Origin of the sequence: Collinsella sp. AM43-1, assembly GCF_003467925.1 — a bacterium.
Taxonomy (GTDB): Bacteria; Actinomycetota; Coriobacteriia; order Coriobacteriales; family Coriobacteriaceae; genus Collinsella.
Genome location: NZ_QSFR01000007.1, coordinates 93,743 through 111,499, shown reverse-complemented (window position 1 = coordinate 111,499; position 17,757 = coordinate 93,743). Strand labels below are relative to the sequence as shown.

Below are 17,757 nucleotides of genomic sequence, written 5' to 3'. Positions count from 1 at the left end.
CGGAATGATTGGTGCAAACAAACCTGACCCCATTGCGCCGAGGGCTTGCTTTTTGGCTAGAGCGTTTGGAGTAGAGCGACGAGGAAGCGGATGCCCTGGAGGTAGGCGCGGCGGGTGATGCGCTCGTTAGTGCCATGGACGCCGCGGTCGCACTCGTCATCGTCGACCACAAAGGCCGAGAAGCGAATGCACTCGGGGCAAATGCGCTGGTAGTTGGCAGCATCGGTGGCGCCAATCACGGTTGAGGGGACGATGCTGACAGGAACCCCGCCCGCCGCCGATGATCCGTTTTCCTCCGTCCCCAAAGGATCACGGAAATAGCGGGCGGCGATGGTGCGGACGGCCTCGAGCCCCGGCCCGCCGACACGCGGGGACGGCGAGGGCTCGGAGCTGCCGGGGCCGAGTTCGACCTCCACGCGCCCGGCAAGGCCCGCCGCGGCAACGGCCTCGCGGCAGCGAGTAGCGACATCGGCCACGCCCGTGCCCTCGAGCATGCGGAAGTTGATATTGGCCCACATATCCTGCGGCATCACGTTAGCGCCGGTGCTACCGCCCTCGATTTGGGTCGGCGCGCAGGTAGTGGTCACGAGCGGATAGAGTTTTTTGCTGGCGAGGCACTCGCACACGATGGTGTCCTTGTTGGAGGCAATCTCATCCGCCGTGTAGAGCCCCAGCTCGACAAGCTGCGCGGCAAGCAGATCGGTCACACGCGTCGGCCACTCGATATCGCAGATTGCGGCGATAGCGCGGCTCAGTACCTCGAGCGATGTGCCACCGTAGGGGTTTGACGAATGCCCTCCCTCACTCTTCGTCTTGAGCACAATATCGGCGTAGCCCTTCTCGGCAAGGTCGGCATGCATAAGCCAGCCCTCGCCCGCGCCGTACTCGGCAGCCGAAACAATACGGTAGTCACCCTCGTCGAGCAGGTATTCAAGTTCAATACCGCGCTCCTCGAGCACGCGACCGATCGCCCCCGCGCCGTACTGCGTGGTTTCCTCGTCCTGGCCAAAAGCCAGCAGCAGGGTGCGCTCGTGCTCCCAACCGTGCGCCAATGCATACTCAACCGCCTCGAGAATGCCTGCGACCTGATCCTTCATGTCGATAGCGCCGCGGCCCCAAATGTAGGTGTCGTCCACGTGCCCGCTAAAGGGGGCGTGCGTCCAGTCGGCCTCGGTACCCGGCACCACGGGGACCACGTCCATGTGGCCCATGAGCATAACGGGATTGAGAGCAGGGTCGGAGCCGACAAGCGTCACCAACAGCGAGTGGTCGATAAGCTCGACCTCGCCCGCCGCAAACACGCGCGGCCAGGCCTGCTGCATATAGGCGCGCAGGTCGTCGAAGGGCTGCCAGTCCACCGCCTCGGCATCCATGCTCGAAATGGTCGGAAACGACAGCACGCGGCCCAAGCGCTCGCACGCGCTGACCTCGTCTATATCGGCAAAATCGTCCTCATGCGCAAAGAAGCGCCAAACCTCGGCCATGACATCCTTTCGATTGTGACGACAAAGGCCGCCCCACGGGAGCGGCCCTGCAACGTAAGCGTTTGCGGTCGGTTATTTGTCCTCGAGATAACGCGAGAGGAACTCGCGGGTACGCTGGTGTTTGGGGTTGCCAAAGAGCTCGGCCGGCGCGGCATCCTCGAGCACCACGCCCTTGTCCATGAAGACCACGCGGTCGGACACCGTGCGGGCAAAGGCCATCTCGTGCGTGACGACGACCATGGTCATGCCGTCGGCAGCGAGCTTGCGCATGACCTCGAGCACCTCGCCCACGATCTCGGGGTCGAGTGCGGAGGTCGGCTCGTCGAACAGCATGATCTGCGGGTTCATGCATAGAGCACGAGCGATGGCCACGCGCTGCTTTTGACCACCGGACAAGCGACCCACGGCGGCGTGCGCGAATTTTTCGAGTCCCACACTCGTCAGATGCTCCATCGCAATTTTTTCAGCCTCGGCCTTGCTCATCTTTTTGAGCGTGACGGGCGCGAGCGTGCAGTTGTCGAGCACATCCATGTTGTTGAACAGGTTAAAGCCCTGGAACACCATGCCGATGTCCTCGCGCAGCTTGTTGATGTTGCAGCGCTCGGCCGTGAGGTCCTGGCCGTGGAACCAGATGTGGCCTGCGTCCGGGGTCTCGAGCAGGTTGAGGCAGCGCAGGAAGGTCGACTTGCCCGAGCCCGAGGCGCCGATGATGGTGACGACCTCGCCGGGGCTAACGGCCAGGTCGATGCCCTTGAGCACCTCGAGCGAGCCAAAGCTCTTGCGCAGGCCCTCAACGCGGATGAGCGGCTCTTTGGTTTGCGCGGCCGCAGCGCCGGTAGTAACGGTATCTGCCATGATGAATCTCCTCGTCTTGCGCCTAGTTGGAGCTGGGCAGCGTGGCCGGAGCCTCGGCACCGAGCTTTTTGCCAAAGGCCTCGAGCAGGCGGCTCGCCACGAGCGTCAGGATCAGGTAGACCACGAGCGCCACGCAGTAGACTTCCATCTGGCGATAGTACACGCCGGCGACGGTGGTGGTGGCGTACATGAGGTCGAACACGCCGATAACCGAGAGCACCGACGAGTCCTTGATGTTGATGATGAGCTCGTTGGTGAGCGCCGGGATCGCGTTTTTAATGCCCTGGGGGAACACGACTTTGCGCATAGCTTGCCACTGCGACAGGCCCAGCGAGCGTGCTGCCTCGGCCTGGCCGGGATCGATGGACTCGATGCCGCCGCGCAGGACTTCCATCATGTAGGCGGTGGAGTTGAGCGAGATGGTGACGAGGCCGGCGGTGAAGGTGCTCCAGATCTGGTTGGCCTGAGCGGTCTCGAAGCCCATGCCGCGCAAAACGGTGAAGCCCGCGTAATAGATGAGCAGACCCTGGACCATCATGGGCGTGCCGCGCACGATGGTGGAGTAGACGGTCGCAAAGCCGCGGCCGATACTCTTAAAGAAGCGCACCAGGTCGTTATCCACGCGGTCGAACGTCTGAATACGCAGGAACACAAAGAGCAGTGCCAGGAAGAATGCGATGACGGTGCCGAAGGTGGCAAGCGCGATGGTGATCTCGATACCGCGAATGAAGAAGTCGCCGCTCTTGTAGGTCATGTAGACCAGGCTCGACAAAAAGTCGCTGGGGTTGGAATCCGAGACAATGCTCACCTGCACCAGGTCGATAAACGACATGACGCAGCGGTCGATAAAGAAAACTGCCGCGATGGCGACCACGACGTAGCTGCCTAAACGTGCTCCACGACGGAAACGCTCAGATGCGAACGGCGACTTTTCGCGATAGTCGCTCCAGTGCATAAGCTTGGTGACGAGCGCCGCCGCCGACACGACGAGCCACGCCCACAGGATCGCCCAAAGACAATCTTGGAAGATACCGGTGGGGGCCAAGAAGCTCAGCGGCGTGGGGTTGCGTTGGCTAAACGCCAGGCCGAGCGCCGCGATAACACTCGTGCCCAGGTATACATAACGGTGGTCGGCCTTGATAAAGGAGGCCAGGCGATTAATGGTTTTCATGCTGCCTCCCTATGCCGGCTGACGGTCGAGGCACGCGTCCCACATTTGGTCGCGCTCCTCTTGGCTAATGCCCTTGAGTGTCTTGTCGATGAGCTTAAGCAGCTTGTCCGAGCCCTTGCGGCAGCCGACGTTTGCCGTGACCTCCTGCTTAAAGCCCTCGCCCTCGGCAAAGTGGATGGGGACGATACCGGGATTTTGGGCCATATAGCCCTTTTCGTTCTCCGTGTTGTAGGTCACGGCGTCGCACGTGCCCTGCAGCAGGTTCGAGAACACCGTGGGGACCGAATCGACCGGGTTTTTGTGCACAACGCCCGGGATCTCGTCGATGACGGTATCGAGCATGGTGTCCTTTTGGCCGAGCACCGTGGCGCCGCTAAAGTCGCTGAGCTTGGTGGCGTTTTGGTAGGGCGAGCCCTCTTTTACGAACAGGCCAAAGTAGCCAATGAAGTACGGGTCGGAAAAGCCGACGGACTCCTCGCGCTCGGGCGTAGCGCTCATGCCGGCAATGATGAGGTCGATCTGGCCGTTGTTGAGCGAATCGATAAGGCCCGAGAAGCTCTGCTTGACGGCAACGGGCTCGCCGCCGAGGGCCTTGCAGACGATCTTGGCGATCTGCACGTCGTAACCATCGGCATAGGCGCCCTGCACGTTGTCGATGGGGATGGTGTACTCGCTGGCTTCGGAGACCTGCCAGTTGTACGGGGCGTAGGCTGCCTCCATACCGATGCGGATCTTGTCCTTGCCGATAACGGAATCGGACAGGTCGTCGCGACCGCCGCCCGTCGTGGGTTGAACTACTTCCAGCGTGGAGGGGCGCTGGCAACCGGCAAGTGCGCCGGCGACGACAGAAGCGCTCGCAGCGAGAGCGCTACCCAAAAAGATGCGACGGCTGCATATCGGCTGGGCCTGCATGTCGCGCTGTTGTCGAGATTGCATCTGGTGCCTTCCCTGTTTCGTTTTGCTGACAATAAGACAGGATATACGCCCGCAACCAGCAGCGCGGCATGTGCGCGAAAAATTAATAGACACACGAGAACGATTGGCACAAAGCAACCTGTCCCCCATGCACCAAACCCTTGACGGAAACGGCGACGCCGATGTTTTGGCAATGTCAGCGGGCGCCACCCAGAGCGAACAAGTTAGCATGAAAAAGGCAAGGCATAGACCTTCTGGTCATGCCTTGCCTTTTGAATGACAAATTGTCGCTCTGGGTGGCGCGCAGCGTCGACCGGTCCGTCGTTCGTTAGAACGGCGGAACCTCTAGAGCAGGGTAACGCTAAAGCTGCGAACGTCCGTCTCACCCGGTGCCAAGGTAATGGTGTTGACCTTGTGCTCAAAGACGTCGTCCTCGGTGTCCATGGTGGTGTGGCCGGTCCAGGGCTCGAGCGCCACAAACGGGGCGTCGTTGGCGGCAGACCACACGCCGATGTACTTAAAGCCCTCAAAGTCGATCTTGACGCCGTGGCCCGACTTGCGGCCGCGCAGCGTGAGCGTGGAACCCGGGACATCGGTGAACATGATGGCATCGTTATCGAAGCTGCGGTGCGTGATGGGCAGCACGTCCGAGTTATCGGGAGCCTTGTAGCTGCCCTCGAACGTCATAAGACCGTCGGGCGTGATGATGGGGGCCTCGTTAGTCCAAGCCTCGGTAAACGCCAGCTCGTAATCCTCGAACGCCTCGTCTTCGGCACCGGGGGCGGGCACGTTGAATGCAGGATGACCGCCCACCGAGAACGGCAGGGCCACGTCGCCGGTGTTGGTGACGGCAAAGGTCTGCGTGAGCGTGGCGTCGCCGGTCAGGGCATAGGTCATGTTGAGCTTAAAGTGGAACGGGAACGCCTTGAGCGACTCGGGCGTGTCAGTGATCTCGTACGTTACCGAGGAGCCGTCCTCCGAAACCTCGACCAACTTGTGCTCGACGATGCGAGCGAGTCCGTGGCGCGGCATCTCGCAGGTGCCGGCCGCAGACGTCGCCGTGTTGTTGCGCAGCGATCCCACGATGGGGAACAGGATAGGCGCGTGCTTGCCCCAAAAGGCCGGGTCGCCCTGCCACAGATACTCGTTGCCGTTGAGGGCAAGGCTCGTGAGCTGGGCGCCCATGGAATCGATGGCCGCGGTGAGGCCGCCGCGCTTGATGGTGGTGACGGTGGACATGCTACTTCCTCCAATAGTAAACAACGGTGTCGAGGGCTATTGTCCCACTCTTGGCGGCGGGGTTGAGCGTCAGGCGCAGTTATTGAGCAATAGCGTAAAGGTCGAACCCGCCCTGCGGCGTGCTGTCAACCGTATCGGGTGCCTGTGAATTAAAACTCACCGGAACCATGCGCTTTGAGGCACGGTAACGCGTGCCGTCGGTGGCGACGGGCGGCTCATCGACCGTGAGCTCGTAGTCGCCGGGCTTGAGTTCGATGCCGTCACCTTCGGAATTGACGTATTGGTACTCGTCGATCGCTTGCCCCTTGAGCGTGCGACCCACGATATGGACGAGCATCTGGCTGTCGCCGCGCGCGGTGTCCCACGTCGCGCCGTCCTTGACCTCGACCGATACATGCACCGAGCGCGTGCGGCTGAGCGATTGTTCGACGGACATCTCGACCTTGGCGGCGTCTTTGCGCTGTTGTTCAACATGGCTCCAGACGTTTCCAATTACCGAGCATGCGATAACGCCGGCCATAAAGGCGATAAGGATGGGGCCAAGCGGAGAGCGACGTCCCGCATCTTCCTCGCGAGCCAGATCGGGGCGATGCGTGGGCGCAGGCGCCTGGGCACCCTGCGAGGGCACGTCGAGAATGCTGAAGGATGCCGTGCTGTCGGGATCGATAGTGTGACGCGGCTGCGGGGTCTTTGCCGGCGAGATGGACATGTCGGCTGGCTCACCGAGTGTGGCCGTGGCATCGGCCTTTGCCTCGTCGGCCTCAGCCTGGGCCCAAGCCTGCTCAAAGGTCAGAGGCTCGGCGGCATCGGAGGCGGCGTCAGGCTCGACAGCAGCATCGCCGCCGGTCTCGTCCTCGTCGCTCGACACGTCACGCGGCGCGGGCTCGTCCCACTCCTCGTCCGGAGCCTCGCCCTCGCTATACCACCATTCAAAGTTATCGATATCCATACGGGGCGCCCCTTAGGCCTCGCAAATAAACACTTGCTAGCCTTATACCCCCAGATGGCACGGGAGCTCGCCGGCACAGACAGGAAAAGCGTCACAACATTCGACGCTTTTCCTCGTTTTCGAGATTTTCATCGAATGTTGTGACGGTTTGGGCAGCAGCCACACCACGAATGTGACGAAGGAGCAGTCCCCTTGTCACATCTAGAGGGCGACGGGGATTTGGATGCAGCAAAAGTCCTCTTGGTGGGACTCGTCGTAGCTCGTGGTATCGAGGTAGCAAAAGTCGAAGGCGTTGCCAACGGGCTGGAGCGCGTGCTCGTCCATGCAGGCCACGATGGCGCGGATGCCTTCGGGCTCGTACGGCATGCCCCAGCGGCTCATGCACAGGTATGTGCCCTCGGGCAGTACTTCGATGCCGATCTCTGCCAGCTCGGCGGGATCGCTCGGCAGCAGCTCCTCGGCACCGCGCGGCAGCACGGCAAAGGAGCCGGCGCCGGCAATAGGGTCGTCGGAATGCAGCGCCTCGCGACGCAGCATGGCACCCCAGCCGCGCATGGGGCGCGTGCCCGTCAACGTACGCATGCGCAGAATCGCCCGCATGAGCGTGGGGTGAAGCATCGAGCGGCCGCGCTCGATATCGCCCGGGAACTCCTCAAAGACCACGTAGCGGCGCTCAAACTGTTTGAGCTCCGGCTTGCCCTCGCGCTCGCGCCAGTAAACCGCCTCGTCGTAAAAGCTCAGACGCTCCTGCACACTCGCGCGCTCGGCTTTGAGCCCGGCGATCTGTTCATCGAGCGCCTGCACCCGCGAGCGCAGGTGATCGGTCATCTCGCCAATGTCGAACGTCGAGGTCAGGCGGTCAATCTCGTCGAGTTCGAGCCCCAGGTCGCGAAGCATGCAAATCAGACGCATGAGCGGGATCTGCGTAGGCGAATAGAAACGGTAGCCCTTTTCGTTAACCACGGCGGGTTTAAACAGACCGATCTTGTCGTAGTAGATGAGCGTTTGGCGCGAAACGTTAAACAAGCTCGCCATCTCGCTAATCGCATACATGCCTGTCTGCATAAGTCCTCCCGGCACATCCTTTTAGCGCACAAAGCCCGCCGCCCACAGGGGCAGCGGGCTCAAACACTACTCGTATCCTACCCTAAAGACGCCCATGACCAGCGCTTATAGTTTGCGCATGACACGCCGACGGCCTCGAGCGCCTTGGCGGCGATGTGATGCACCGCGTCGTCGAGCGTGGCGGGGCCGTTGTAAAACGTGAGCATGGGCGGCATGAGCATGACGCCCGGTACGCGCGCCAGGCGCGCCATGTTGTCGACGTGAATGGCGCTGAAGGGCGTCTCGCGCACCATGAGCACCAGGCGGCGCTGCTCTTTCATCTGCACGTCGGCCGCGCGCAACAACAGGTTTTCGCTGTAGCCGCTCGCAATGCCGGCGAGCGTCTTCATGGAGCAGGGGGCCACGATCATACCGTCGACCGGATAGGTGCCGCTTGCGATGGCGGCGCCGATGTTCTTGTTGTCGTAGACCACATCGGCGTGCGCGACAAACTCGTCGAGCGTCATGCCGAGCTCCTGCTCGATGGTGATCTCTCCCCCGCGCGTGACGACAAGCGCCGACTCGGCGCCGGCCTGGCGCAGGCATTTGAGGCACTCAAGACCCAGCGCGGCACCGCTGGCGCCAGACACGCCAACGACAATGCGACGGGGACGGACAGAAGACTCAGGCATGACGGCTCCTTAACTACTTGGTAGGGCTACTTACTAGAAAGCAATCTCCTTGGCCCACTTGTCTGTGTCGATCTCCATGAACTGCGAGCGAATGAAGTTCTTCTTGAGGTCGAACGGGACCGTGCAGTCGAAGATGGCCTTGCAGGCGATGCCGTGCTCGCGAATCGTGGGGTCGAACGCGGGGTCGTTGGACGGGTCGAGCACGTGGCAGTGGCAGCCGGGGATGGTGATGAGGTCGACGTCGGCCTGGAAGCGCGTGGTCATGGCCCACATCACGTCGCTCATATCGAAGATATCGACATCCTCGTCAACAAGGATGACGTGCTTGAGCTCGGAGAATGCCGAGAAGGCGAGCATGGCGGCGTTGCGCTGACGGCCCTCGTCATTTTTGCTCGACTTCTTAAACTGCATGATGGCAACGAACTTGCCGCCGCCGCAGGGAGCGGCGTGGACGTTGAGCAGACGGCCCGGGATGGCGGTCTCGACCATCTTGTAGATGGAGGCCTCGGTGGGGATACCGGCCATGGACACGTGCTCGTGCGAAGGACCGATGCAGCTCTCCATAATGGGGTTGACGCGCGTGGTAACGGCGGTGATCTTGATCACCGGGCAGACCTTGGCGCCACCGGTGTAACCGGGGAACTCGGGCATGGCGTAGCCGTGGCCGTTGACGTCCTCGTTGATGGTCTCGTCGTGCATGAGGTAGCCCTCGAGCACGTACTCGGCATTGGCGATGCACTTCTGCGGAACGGTGACGCAGTCGGCAAGCTCGACAGCGTGGCCGCGCAGGGCGCCGGCAATTTGCAGCTCGTTGAAGCCGAGCGGTGTGGTGGGAGCCTCAAAACCGCAGCACATGTACACGGCGGGGTCCAAACCGATGGAGATGGAGATGGGCATATCCTCGCCACGCTGGCAGTACTCGTCAAAGAACGCGCCCAGGTGACGGCTGCCGGGGGTAATCCACATGGCGAGCTTGTCCTTGTCGACGCAGGAGAAACGGTGGATGGTCACGTCGGACTGGGAGCCGTCGGGGCTCGTGCCGTAGGCGAGGCCCATGGTGATGTAGGGGCCGCCGTCGACGGGCGTGTTGGTAGGAGCGGGAACGATCTTGCGCAGGTCAAAGCCCTCGTCGGTCGCCTTGTACACGACCTCTTGGCAGTCGACGTGCGCACCCTCGGCGATCTGCTCGGGCGCGATCAGGTTCTCGAAGCGCTTACCGATCTCGAGGCCCAGGTGCTCCTCATCCAGGTCGAGCAGGGCGGCAACGCGCTTGCGGCTGGCAAGCATGCCGATGCAGACCTTGGCGTCGTCAAAGCCCTTGACGTTGTTGAAGACCATCGCCGGACCCTCTTTGGTCGGACGCATAACGGTGCCGCCGGCACCGACGTGGCGATAGACGCCCGAAACCTCGGCATCGGGATCGACCTGGGTGTCGGTCTCGAGCAGCTGGCCCGGCATCTTGCGCAAAAAGTCGAGTGCGGAGCGCAGGTCGTGGATCTGGGAAGCATCGGTAGTGGACATAGCGTGCTCCTTTCGGGAGAGTGCCCGGCGGCGAGGATGCCGCCGGGCTGGGTAACGTAGTGGGGCCGCGGCGCTCATAGATGGGACGCTCGGCCACTCGCAGTTCGAGCACTCGGCTGCTTACAGCCCAAGCGCTCGACCGCTTACATCAGGCCAAAGAGGTGGAACCAGGCGGCCTCGACCAGCACGACGATAAAGACGACCGCAGTGAGGGGAATGCCCATGCGCATAGCCTCTTTGGAGGTGTAGCCGCCGGCGTCCTTGCCCTCGCCGATAAGGATCGGCAGGTTGTGGAACGGCAGGATGTAGTGGATGTTGATGGACGTGAAGACGATGAGCGCCACGGCGAGCGGGCTCACGCTGGATCCGGCCGCGAAGCTGATGAACGCCGGCACGCACACGCCGAGCACGGCCATGACCGAGCCCATGAACATGTGGATGATCATGGAGAGCGCGGCGACAAGCAGGGCGAACAGGAAGATGTTCTCGGGCACGGAGCTGGGAAGCACGACATCGGCGATCCAGGCGTTCATGCCGGTGGCACCGCCCACGGAACCCACGGCCATGGCGGCCGTCAGGAACATGAGGGACTTGATGTCGACAGCGTTCCAGCTGGCGGGGGTAAGGACCTCGCCGATGATGGGCATGGCGAGCGCGACACCGATGGCAAGTGTCACCCAGCCGATGTAATCGCCCGAGACGGTGAGCCACAGCGCGATGGCGATGACAAGCCACACGATGGTGCGGATCTCCTTGACGGAGAGCTTACCGAGCGCGGCCTGCTTGGCCACGATCCGCTCGCGATCGTAGACGAGCTCCTTGCTGGGCTTAAAGAGGAAGAGGCCCAAGAACAGGGTACACAGCAGCGCAACCAGCATGGGCACGCTCATGTACAGGAACCAGTCGATAAAGGACGGGCTCATGCCGCCGGCCTCGGCGCTGTACTGCGCAACAAGCGGGTTGAGCGTGGAGTCGCCCGTCAGGAAGAACATGGAACCCGGGGCGGCAGCGGCAAACACGAGGAATCCGAGCTTGCCGCGGTCATCGTCACCGTAGCCGGCGGACTCGGCGATGACCGAGACGACGGCGAGGATGAGGAAGGCGCGGGGGAACGGGTGCGGGATCAGCAGCGACAGCACAAAGGTGAGCGCGAAGATCGAGATGATGAGCGACTTGGCGTCGCGCACGAACTTGAGCATAAACGCATAGGCGATGCGCTCGCCCAGCCCCGACTCCTTGACCGCGCTGGCGATGAGGTAGGCGCCGATGACGAGCCACATGGTAGCTTTGGTCCACGAGCTAAACGTGGAGGCGACCGTCGCCGAGATGCTCGCGGCGCCCGTGTCGTCCACGCACACCTTGAACAGAACGAGCAGCGCGCAGTAGAGCAGGCCCACAAAGCCCGGCTGTGCCACGCCACATGCCCAGAACACCACCGTGGCGAGCGTCAGTGCTAGACAGGTCTGAGCGCCGACCGTGAGCTCGACCGTCGAGCTCAGCTCCGCCAAAGGAAGAAACTTCACCAGCAAAAAGACAACGATACCCAGCACAAAGCCAATTTCGCGCTTGGTGATCTTAAACGCCTTCTTTTCCGCTTCCATCTCCCCACCTTTCTTGTTGGGGGCGCTCCGGATTCGCGGCCACGTTGCCACTTAAAAAGGGGCGCCCGTTATCGGACACCCCTTACGTTGCGCTGTGTTGTTGCAATACAGTCAAGCGGGATTTTTGGATGAGAAGCGATCCCCTAGACAAAAACCGTCACAACATTCGACGCTTTTCCTCGTTTTCGAGATTTTCATCGAATGTTGTGACGGTTTGGATATGGCAAAGGGACTGTACCTTTGTTACATAGCGAAGGCCGTACGGATGGATGGGTCGCTGAGCGCCTCGCGGAGCCAGGGGGCCAGCTGCTCGGGGTGACCCTGCAGGTAGCCTTTGAGCTCGGACGGGGCCACGCGACGCACCTCCGAGATCTCCTCTTGGTTGATATGCAGCTCGCCCGGCTCGACATGGGCTGCGAACACCTCGCACCATTCGCACTCGCAGCGACCGTCGCCGTGGTCCTCGCGGTAGACGATATGGCCCAGATGTTTGAGATCGCCCGGCTCGCGCGCGACGCCGAGCTCCTCGCCCATGCGACGTGCCGTGGCGGCCGCGACGTCTTCCCCGGGGAGCGGATGGCCGGCGCAACCGTCGGCAAGCACCCCACCCCAAAGGCGCTTGAGCTTGCTGCGACGACAGAGCAGCAGGCGCGCGTCTTCGCCCCGGCCCTCAACTAGAAGCGTCAGAAAAGCCTGGTGCAGAATGCCCTCGCCGGCATGTGCCTCGATGCGATCGACAGGGCCAAGCGCCTCGCCGGTCGCGGCATCGACCGCCACGACCTCGGCGCCTGCACCGCCCTCATCCCAGCCGGCGCGCAGGATGCGCGCGGCGGCCTCCTCGAGCGCGGCGATGAGCTCCTTGGTGGTAGCGAGCACGCGCTGCAGATCGTCCGCAGTCGCATGCTCCACATGAAAGCCCGTGCTTGCAACTACCGGCACGCCAAAGCGCGTGGCCAGCGCCGCCGCGATATCGTGCGCCGGGATCTCATCTCGATGGCACGGAACGGCCAGGATGCTCACGGTCGCCGTGCGACCGGGCTCAGGGCGCGGAATGGCCTGCGCCGTGGCGCCCAGATGCGCGTACTCCGGCGAGCAGGCGTACACCACCATGCCGCGCGGCGTCACCGTCAACTGGGCCTCGAGCGCAAACTTGCCCTCGCCCACTGCAACCTTTGTCGTGTGCATACCCATGGGATCTCCTGTCGCCCGCGATGTACCTGAGACCATCTTCGCCTGTATTGCGACTATACAGGCAAGCGCAGCCTGCGACAAAGGGGGCAGGCACCTGACACATTCTGTTAGAGTTGCAGGGATTGAATCCCGCTTATTCATGCGACATTGGAGTGACAACCTTGACCGCCGCAACCACGCCTAAAAGTAAGTCAACCGCCGCCGCGCTCTCCCCCGCGCGCACCAAGCTCTGCCTGGCGCTGCTCGTGCTGTTGGGCTTCTCGCTCGGCTGCTCGGAGTTCGTGGTCATCGGCATCGAAAGCGACTTGGCAACGGAACTCGGCGTATCACTTGCCACTGCGGGCCAGCTCATCAGCGTGTTCGCGCTCGTCTACGCTATCGCCACGCCGGTGCTCGCGCTCAGCACGGGGCGATTCCGCCGCTACCAGCTGCTCGTGTGCTACAGCATCGTTTTTGTGCTCGGCAACCTGGTCATGGCGTTGGCGCCCAACTTCCAGGTGCTGTTTATCTCGCGCATTGTCCTGGGCTCCGTCTCGGGCGCACTGCTCGCCGTGGGTGTGACGTACATCCCCGAGCTGCTGTCCCCACAGCAAACCTCGCTTGCCATCTCGGTGGTATATGGTGCGTTTTCCGTGGCAATGGTCTTTGTCACTTCGATCGGCAAGTTCGTGGCCGACACGCTCGACTGGCACGTGGCCATGTACGGCACGCTGACCTTTGCCGTTCTGATCTGCGGAGCGCTCGTGGCGTTTATGCCGCGCGCTGGGCAAACCGATGAGCCTGCCACCTTTCGCGAGCAGGCGGGTCTGCTGCGCGAGCCGAGTATCATCACCGGCATGCTCATCTTTTTGTTTGGCGTGGGCTCGGTCTACGTATTCTACGGCTACGTGACACCTTATCTTGAGCAGGTGCTGGGAATGGGCACTGTTCAGGCGAGTACCACGCTTATGGCCTACGGCGTGTTTTGCCTGACCTCAAACATCTTGGGCGGATGGATCGATGCGCGTTTTGGCATGAAGGCACTGCTTGTTACGTTTGTGCTGCAGGCGGCGGCGTTACTCGGGCTGTTTGCCGTGGGCGGCACCATGCCGCTCGCGCTGGTCTTTGTCTTTAGCTTGGCGTTGCTCATGTACCTGTTCTCGGTGTCGTGCATCACGCACTTTATGGACGTGGCACGCAGCCGCCATCCCAAGTCGATGGTACTCGCAAGTTCGGTTGAGCCCATGGCGTTTAACGTCGGCATCTCGTTTGGCACTGCAGTGGGCGGCGCCGTGGTAAGCAGCATTGGCATTGCGTACGTGGGTGCCGTGGGCGCCGCGTTCTCGCTTGTGGCCTGGGCGCTCACGCTGGTGACGATTAAGCTGGCCCGCTGGGAGCGCAAGCGGGCGAGGGCGTAGGCGTAGATGCGATGCTCGAGCTCGATGATGATCGAAAGGAAACCGCATATGCAACGGGTACTGTTTATCTGCCATGGGAACATCTGCCGCTCGACGATGGCTGAGTCGGTGTTTACCGAGCTGGTGCGCCGTGCCGGGCGCGAGGCGGAGTTTGTCATCGATTCTGCCGCCACCTCGACCGAGGAGATCGGCAACCCGCCACATCATGGCACGGTCGCCAAGCTGCGCGAAGTCGGGATTCCCGTCGTTGCGCACCGTGCCCGCCAGGTGCGTCGCGCAGAGTATGGCAACTGGGATCACATTGTCTATATGGATGCTGAGAACGCGCGTGGCCTGCGCCGCATCTTTGGCGACGACCCCGACGGCAAGATTACGCGCTTGCTCGATTGGACCGAGCGCCCCGGCGACGTGGCCGATCCCTGGTACACCGGCAACTTCGATGCCACCTACCGCGACGTGCTCGACGGTTGCACTGCCATGCTCGAGCAGATGTAGGTTTGCGGGCGCACAAACCGCGCGAACCGCGTCATCGGTATACATCGAGCGTGGATTTTCTCTCGTATACAGATCGAGCGTGGAAAATCTCCCACTTTGAGCGTTCAAGTGCGCTCTAAACGGGAGAAAATCCACGCTCATTTTCTCGGGCAGTGGAACTCGATACGACCAAGGGACTGCCCCTTTGTCACATTCGGGACTGGCCCTAGACCTGCTTGACCTCCAGCTTTATCCCCTCGGCACGGGAGTCGCCCAAAACATCCGAAAGGACCCAGGTCGCATATAGCGGCAAATAAAGAACAGCTCCGTTGCGCTCAACGTTGCCTCTCGAGAAAACAATCCCGAGCCTTACGCCATATTCGGCCGTATCAAGCACATGACCGAGCGCAGCGTGCGCGTGGTAATAGGAGCCCGATTTAACCTCGATCGGGACAGCCGTCCCATCCGGTCCGTCGACCACAAAGTCCACTTCGCCGCGCTTTTTCGTCTGATAGTAGTAAAGCTGGCGATTCTGGGCAGCCAGCTGCTGGGCCACCACGTTTTCGTAAATGCCGCCCAGATTGGGCTCCTTGCTATCAAGATACGCCGCCTGGGCGACTCCAACGGGGTAGCGCGCCATCAACATGCCCGTATCCGATTGATATAGCTTGAACTGCGATGGCCGCGCCGTCTTGAGCAGGGGCGATTTTGGCTCGGTTACGATATCGGCCTTGAGAGCAACGCCGGCATCGACAAGCCAGACAAAATCTCGCTGGTACTTGTCGTAATGCGCCTTGGGGTCAATGGAATTGAGCACGAAGCGTTTGTTTTCGCCCTCGAGCATAATAGGGAGCTGATCGTAAATGCTCTGCACCTGAAGGGCTCGCCCGCTTGCATACTTGGAGATATCCCGCCGGTACTGTTCGTTGAGCTCTGACTGTAGCTGACGAACAGAGGCAAGGTCGCCCTGCGTGTCAAGGAAACGCTGCACGACCTCCGGCATTCCGCCGACAACGGTATAGGTCCTGAAGTTTGCCATCATCGCGTCATGAATGTAATCAGGAATGGGCTTCTCGCTGATACACGCATCGCGTATCGTTTGGCGAGCTCCTTCGCTCACCCCGATCGCCCAGCAAAACTCCTCAAAATCGAGCGGGAACATCCTAAGCTCGTGAACATATCCCACAGGATAGGACCTAACGCCCTTGAACTGGGTCCCGAGCATTGACCCCGAAAACGCCCAGTGGCACCTCCCGTCCTCAACAAGGAACTTTGCCATCGTCATGATGTCGGGGGCCTCTTGGACCTCATCGATAAACACGAGCGTTTTGCCTGGCGCTATCGGCTTTCCCGAAAGAAGCGTCACCCTGCTGATGAAATCATCGGCATCCCGTGCCTCGAGAAGAGCATCTTTTGCCTGGCGATTTTCCGCGAGATTGAGCTCGATATAGGTTGCGTAGTTTGACTTACCGAACTCGCGAATCGAGTAGCTCTTACCGATTTGGCGAGAACCCGTGACGAACAACGCCTTTCGTTCAATGGATCTCTGCCAACAATCAAGCTCATCAGCGATTTTCCTGCGCAACATAAGCTCTCCCATCGCCTCGATAAATGAAATGCAGATATTTATATCGACTATTATCGATGAAATGCAGAGATTTTTAGTACCGAAATTGGATGAAATGCAGAAATTTGAGCTTACTCGCGCACAGAACAACGACGCGTGCGCCTAAGCATGGGCATAAGTGAGGTCGGGATTCTCGCATACAAATCGAGCGAGGACTATCTCCCACTTTGAGTGCGAAATTGCGCCCAAAACGGGAGATAATCCACGCTCGATATTTCGACGGGAGAAAAACCTCGCTCGGTTACTCGTCGACGATCTCGGCAAGCCAGACGTTCAGCGTATCAATCTCGGGGCAGCAGAACTTTGCCGTACCGGGCTCGTTGCCAGGCACGGTTCCGCCATAGCGCAGGATATCGATATAGGGAAAGCCCACGTGGCAGGCCATGGAGCACATCTTGCCGCGGTCTCGGTCAAAGTCAAAGACGTCGCCCGGCTTATGACCGTGGTGGCAGCGGCACGTCCCCAGCTGGTCCACGCAGCTCACGCGGATACGCGGCCGCTTGCCACGCGGCGCGCCGAGCGGCCCGTTCTCGCCCACAGGCTTGACGCCGCCCTCGCCAGCGTTACTCATGGTCAATCACATCCAGGCAGGCCTCGATGGGCAGGCCGGCCGACTTGTCCTCTTGGTCGGCATTGCGCTCGATAAGCTCCGCCACCACGCGCATGGCATCGGCCGTCGCGCGCTGCAGACTCCAACCTGCCATAACGCGGCCGACGAGCACCGCCGAAAACGTGTCGCCCGTGCCCGGAAAATAGACCGGAATGAGCTCAAATGGAATCGTGAAGTGCTCCCCCGCCACATGGTCGTAACCGATAACCGCGTTCGTGCCATTGACCACGGCGCTCGTAATGACTACCGACTTGGCACCCAGCTCGCGCACGGCGTCCACAAGGGCGCGGGCCTCGTCGGGCGTGATCTGCTCTGCAATAGGCGCATCGGTGAGCAGACAGGCCTCGGTGTAGTTGGGCACCGCGTAGTCTGCGCACTCCAGCAGGTGCCGCATAAGGCCAATCGTGGACTCGGGCACACCGGCATAGAGCTTGCCGTTGTCGCCCATGATGGGATCGACGAACACCTTGGTGCCCTTTTGCGCGCGGCGGTGGCAAAAGTCCGAGATGATGCGCGTCTCTTCCTCGGTCACGATAAAGCCGGTCGAGATGGCGTCGAACTCAAAGCCGAGCTCCTCCCAGATAGCGAGGCTTTGGCGCACGTACTCCGTGGTGTCGTGGATGTAGAACTTGGGATAGTTGAGCGTATCGGACACAAGTGCCGTCGGCAGATTGTGGATACGGTAACCCATGTGCGACAGCACCGGCAGCATGGCAGAAAGCGCGACCTTGCCGTAGCCGCACATATCGTTAATCAGCAGCAGCTGAGTGTTCTTCATGAGTGTCCCCCTTGGGTCGGGCGCGGCGCGGCAGCGCCACAGTGCGACTAAGTGTAGCGCAGGGGACGTTGTGAACGGGCGCTGGCACCGCAGAGGACGAATTGTTGCGGAAAGGTTACGGGAAGGAGGAAGTTAGTCGTTGGACGTTCTTAAATGACTAGTCGACACAAGGAGTGTCCCCAAATGCCGGCACATAAGGAACGTCCCTA

16 protein-coding genes are annotated in these 17,757 nt (G+C 61.2%); 2 read left to right on the top strand and 14 right to left on the bottom strand.

Translation table 11 applies throughout. From position 1 onward, the window contains the following. Nucleotides 1–56: 56 nt before the first annotated feature. The 11 genes from DW925_RS04810 to DW925_RS04760 form a co-directional block, all read right to left on the bottom strand. Nucleotides 57–1,484 carry a M20/M25/M40 family metallo-hydrolase gene (locus tag DW925_RS04810; protein WP_117790500.1) on the bottom strand — a complete coding sequence of 476 codons (1,428 nt, stop codon included), beginning with the start codon at nucleotides 1,482–1,484 and terminating at the stop codon, nucleotides 57–59. A gap of 72 nt (nucleotides 1,485–1,556) precedes the next feature. Continuing rightward, nucleotides 1,557–2,339, bottom strand: coding sequence for an amino acid ABC transporter ATP-binding protein (locus DW925_RS04805; protein WP_117790499.1), 783 nt, complete (start codon nucleotides 2,337–2,339; stop codon nucleotides 1,557–1,559). A gap of 22 nt (nucleotides 2,340–2,361) precedes the next feature. Next, nucleotides 2,362–3,510, bottom strand: a complete 1,149-nt coding sequence (locus DW925_RS04800) for an amino acid ABC transporter permease (RefSeq protein ID WP_117790498.1) — start codon at nucleotides 3,508–3,510, stop codon at nucleotides 2,362–2,364. Between the two features lie 9 nt (nucleotides 3,511–3,519). After that, nucleotides 3,520–4,446, bottom strand: coding sequence for a transporter substrate-binding domain-containing protein (locus tag DW925_RS04795; RefSeq protein ID WP_117790497.1), 927 nt, complete (start codon nucleotides 4,444–4,446; stop codon nucleotides 3,520–3,522). Between the two features lie 324 nt (nucleotides 4,447–4,770). Further along, nucleotides 4,771–5,664: an aldose 1-epimerase family protein gene (locus DW925_RS04790; RefSeq protein WP_117790496.1), complete on the bottom strand. Its 894-nt coding sequence runs from the start codon at nucleotides 5,662–5,664 to the stop codon at nucleotides 4,771–4,773. Nucleotides 5,665–5,743: 79 nt separating this feature from the next. Continuing rightward, on the bottom strand, nucleotides 5,744–6,613 hold the full coding sequence (locus DW925_RS04785) for a hypothetical protein (RefSeq protein WP_117790495.1): 870 nt from the start codon (nucleotides 6,611–6,613) through the stop codon (nucleotides 5,744–5,746). Nucleotides 6,614–6,814: 201 nt separating this feature from the next. Then, nucleotides 6,815–7,678, bottom strand: a complete 864-nt coding sequence (locus tag DW925_RS10195; protein WP_199577039.1) for a MerR family transcriptional regulator — start codon at nucleotides 7,676–7,678, stop codon at nucleotides 6,815–6,817. Nucleotides 7,679–7,755: 77 nt separating this feature from the next. Then, complete coding sequence (locus DW925_RS04775; protein WP_117637681.1) at nucleotides 7,756–8,349, bottom strand: UbiX family flavin prenyltransferase; 594 nt, start codon at nucleotides 8,347–8,349, stop codon at nucleotides 7,756–7,758. Between the two features lie 33 nt (nucleotides 8,350–8,382). After that, the gene (locus tag DW925_RS04770; RefSeq protein ID WP_117582984.1) at nucleotides 8,383–9,870 is read right to left on the bottom strand and encodes a UbiD family decarboxylase; all 1,488 of its coding nucleotides are present in this window, start codon (nucleotides 9,868–9,870) and stop codon (nucleotides 8,383–8,385) included. 143 nt (nucleotides 9,871–10,013) lie between these two features. Next, on the bottom strand, nucleotides 10,014–11,471 hold the full coding sequence (locus DW925_RS04765; RefSeq protein WP_199408911.1) for an SLC13 family permease: 1,458 nt from the start codon (nucleotides 11,469–11,471) through the stop codon (nucleotides 10,014–10,016). Between the two features lie 243 nt (nucleotides 11,472–11,714). Next, the gene (locus DW925_RS04760; protein ID WP_158551698.1) at nucleotides 11,715–12,662 is read right to left on the bottom strand and encodes an isopentenyl-diphosphate delta-isomerase; all 948 of its coding nucleotides are present in this window, start codon (nucleotides 12,660–12,662) and stop codon (nucleotides 11,715–11,717) included. Nucleotides 12,663–12,814: 152 nt separating this feature from the next. On the opposite strand from DW925_RS04760, the gene DW925_RS04755 reads away from it, so the two are divergent. After that, the gene (locus tag DW925_RS04755) at nucleotides 12,815–14,059 is read left to right on the top strand and encodes an MFS transporter (protein ID WP_233503773.1); all 1,245 of its coding nucleotides are present in this window, start codon (nucleotides 12,815–12,817) and stop codon (nucleotides 14,057–14,059) included. Between the two features lie 48 nt (nucleotides 14,060–14,107). After that, nucleotides 14,108–14,554, top strand: coding sequence for a low molecular weight protein-tyrosine-phosphatase (locus DW925_RS04750; protein WP_117582982.1), 447 nt, complete (start codon nucleotides 14,108–14,110; stop codon nucleotides 14,552–14,554). 205 nt (nucleotides 14,555–14,759) lie between these two features. Here DW925_RS04750 and DW925_RS04745 read toward each other — a convergent pair whose 3' ends face one another. From DW925_RS04745 to DW925_RS04735, 3 genes are all read right to left on the bottom strand, one after another. Continuing rightward, entirely contained in the window at nucleotides 14,760–16,250 is a 1,491-nt protein-coding gene (locus tag DW925_RS04745) for an ATP-binding protein (protein WP_199408912.1), read from the bottom strand. 151 nt (nucleotides 16,251–16,401) lie between these two features. Next, nucleotides 16,402–16,731, bottom strand: a complete 330-nt coding sequence (locus tag DW925_RS04740; RefSeq protein ID WP_117582980.1) for a TIGR04076 family protein — start codon at nucleotides 16,729–16,731, stop codon at nucleotides 16,402–16,404. Next, nucleotides 16,724–17,548, bottom strand: a complete 825-nt coding sequence (locus DW925_RS04735) for a PfkB family carbohydrate kinase (protein ID WP_117582979.1) — start codon at nucleotides 17,546–17,548, stop codon at nucleotides 16,724–16,726. The genes DW925_RS04740 and DW925_RS04735 overlap by 8 nt, the downstream gene beginning before the upstream one ends. Nucleotides 17,549–17,757: the final 209 nt, after the last annotated feature.

Bases quoted from the DNA above. Each gene is read 5' to 3' on its own strand.
- DW925_RS04810 (WP_117790500.1), bottom strand. From the start codon at position 1,484: ATGGCCGAGGTTTGGCGCTTCTTTGCGCATGAGGACGATTTTGCCGAT.
- DW925_RS04805 (WP_117790499.1), bottom strand. From the start codon at position 2,339: ATGGCAGATACCGTTACTACCGGCGCTGCGGCCGCGCAAACCAAAGAG.
- DW925_RS04800 (WP_117790498.1), bottom strand. From the start codon at position 3,510: ATGAAAACCATTAATCGCCTGGCCTCCTTTATCAAGGCCGACCACCGT.
- DW925_RS04795 (WP_117790497.1), bottom strand. From the start codon at position 4,446: ATGCAATCTCGACAACAGCGCGACATGCAGGCCCAGCCGATATGCAGC.
- DW925_RS04790 (WP_117790496.1), bottom strand. From the start codon at position 5,664: ATGTCCACCGTCACCACCATCAAGCGCGGCGGCCTCACCGCGGCCATC.
- DW925_RS04785 (WP_117790495.1), bottom strand. From the start codon at position 6,613: ATGGATATCGATAACTTTGAATGGTGGTATAGCGAGGGCGAGGCTCCG.
- DW925_RS10195 (WP_199577039.1), bottom strand. From the start codon at position 7,678: ATGCAGACAGGCATGTATGCGATTAGCGAGATGGCGAGCTTGTTTAAC.
- DW925_RS04775 (WP_117637681.1), bottom strand. From the start codon at position 8,349: ATGCCTGAGTCTTCTGTCCGTCCCCGTCGCATTGTCGTTGGCGTGTCT.
- DW925_RS04770 (WP_117582984.1), bottom strand. From the start codon at position 9,870: ATGTCCACTACCGATGCTTCCCAGATCCACGACCTGCGCTCCGCACTC.
- DW925_RS04765 (WP_199408911.1), bottom strand. From the start codon at position 11,471: ATGGAAGCGGAAAAGAAGGCGTTTAAGATCACCAAGCGCGAAATTGGC.
- DW925_RS04760 (WP_158551698.1), bottom strand. From the start codon at position 12,662: ATGGGTATGCACACGACAAAGGTTGCAGTGGGCGAGGGCAAGTTTGCG.
- DW925_RS04750 (WP_117582982.1), top strand. From the start codon at position 14,108: ATGCAACGGGTACTGTTTATCTGCCATGGGAACATCTGCCGCTCGACG.
- DW925_RS04740 (WP_117582980.1), bottom strand. From the start codon at position 16,731: ATGAGTAACGCTGGCGAGGGCGGCGTCAAGCCTGTGGGCGAGAACGGG.
- DW925_RS04735 (WP_117582979.1), bottom strand. From the start codon at position 17,548: ATGAAGAACACTCAGCTGCTGCTGATTAACGATATGTGCGGCTACGGC.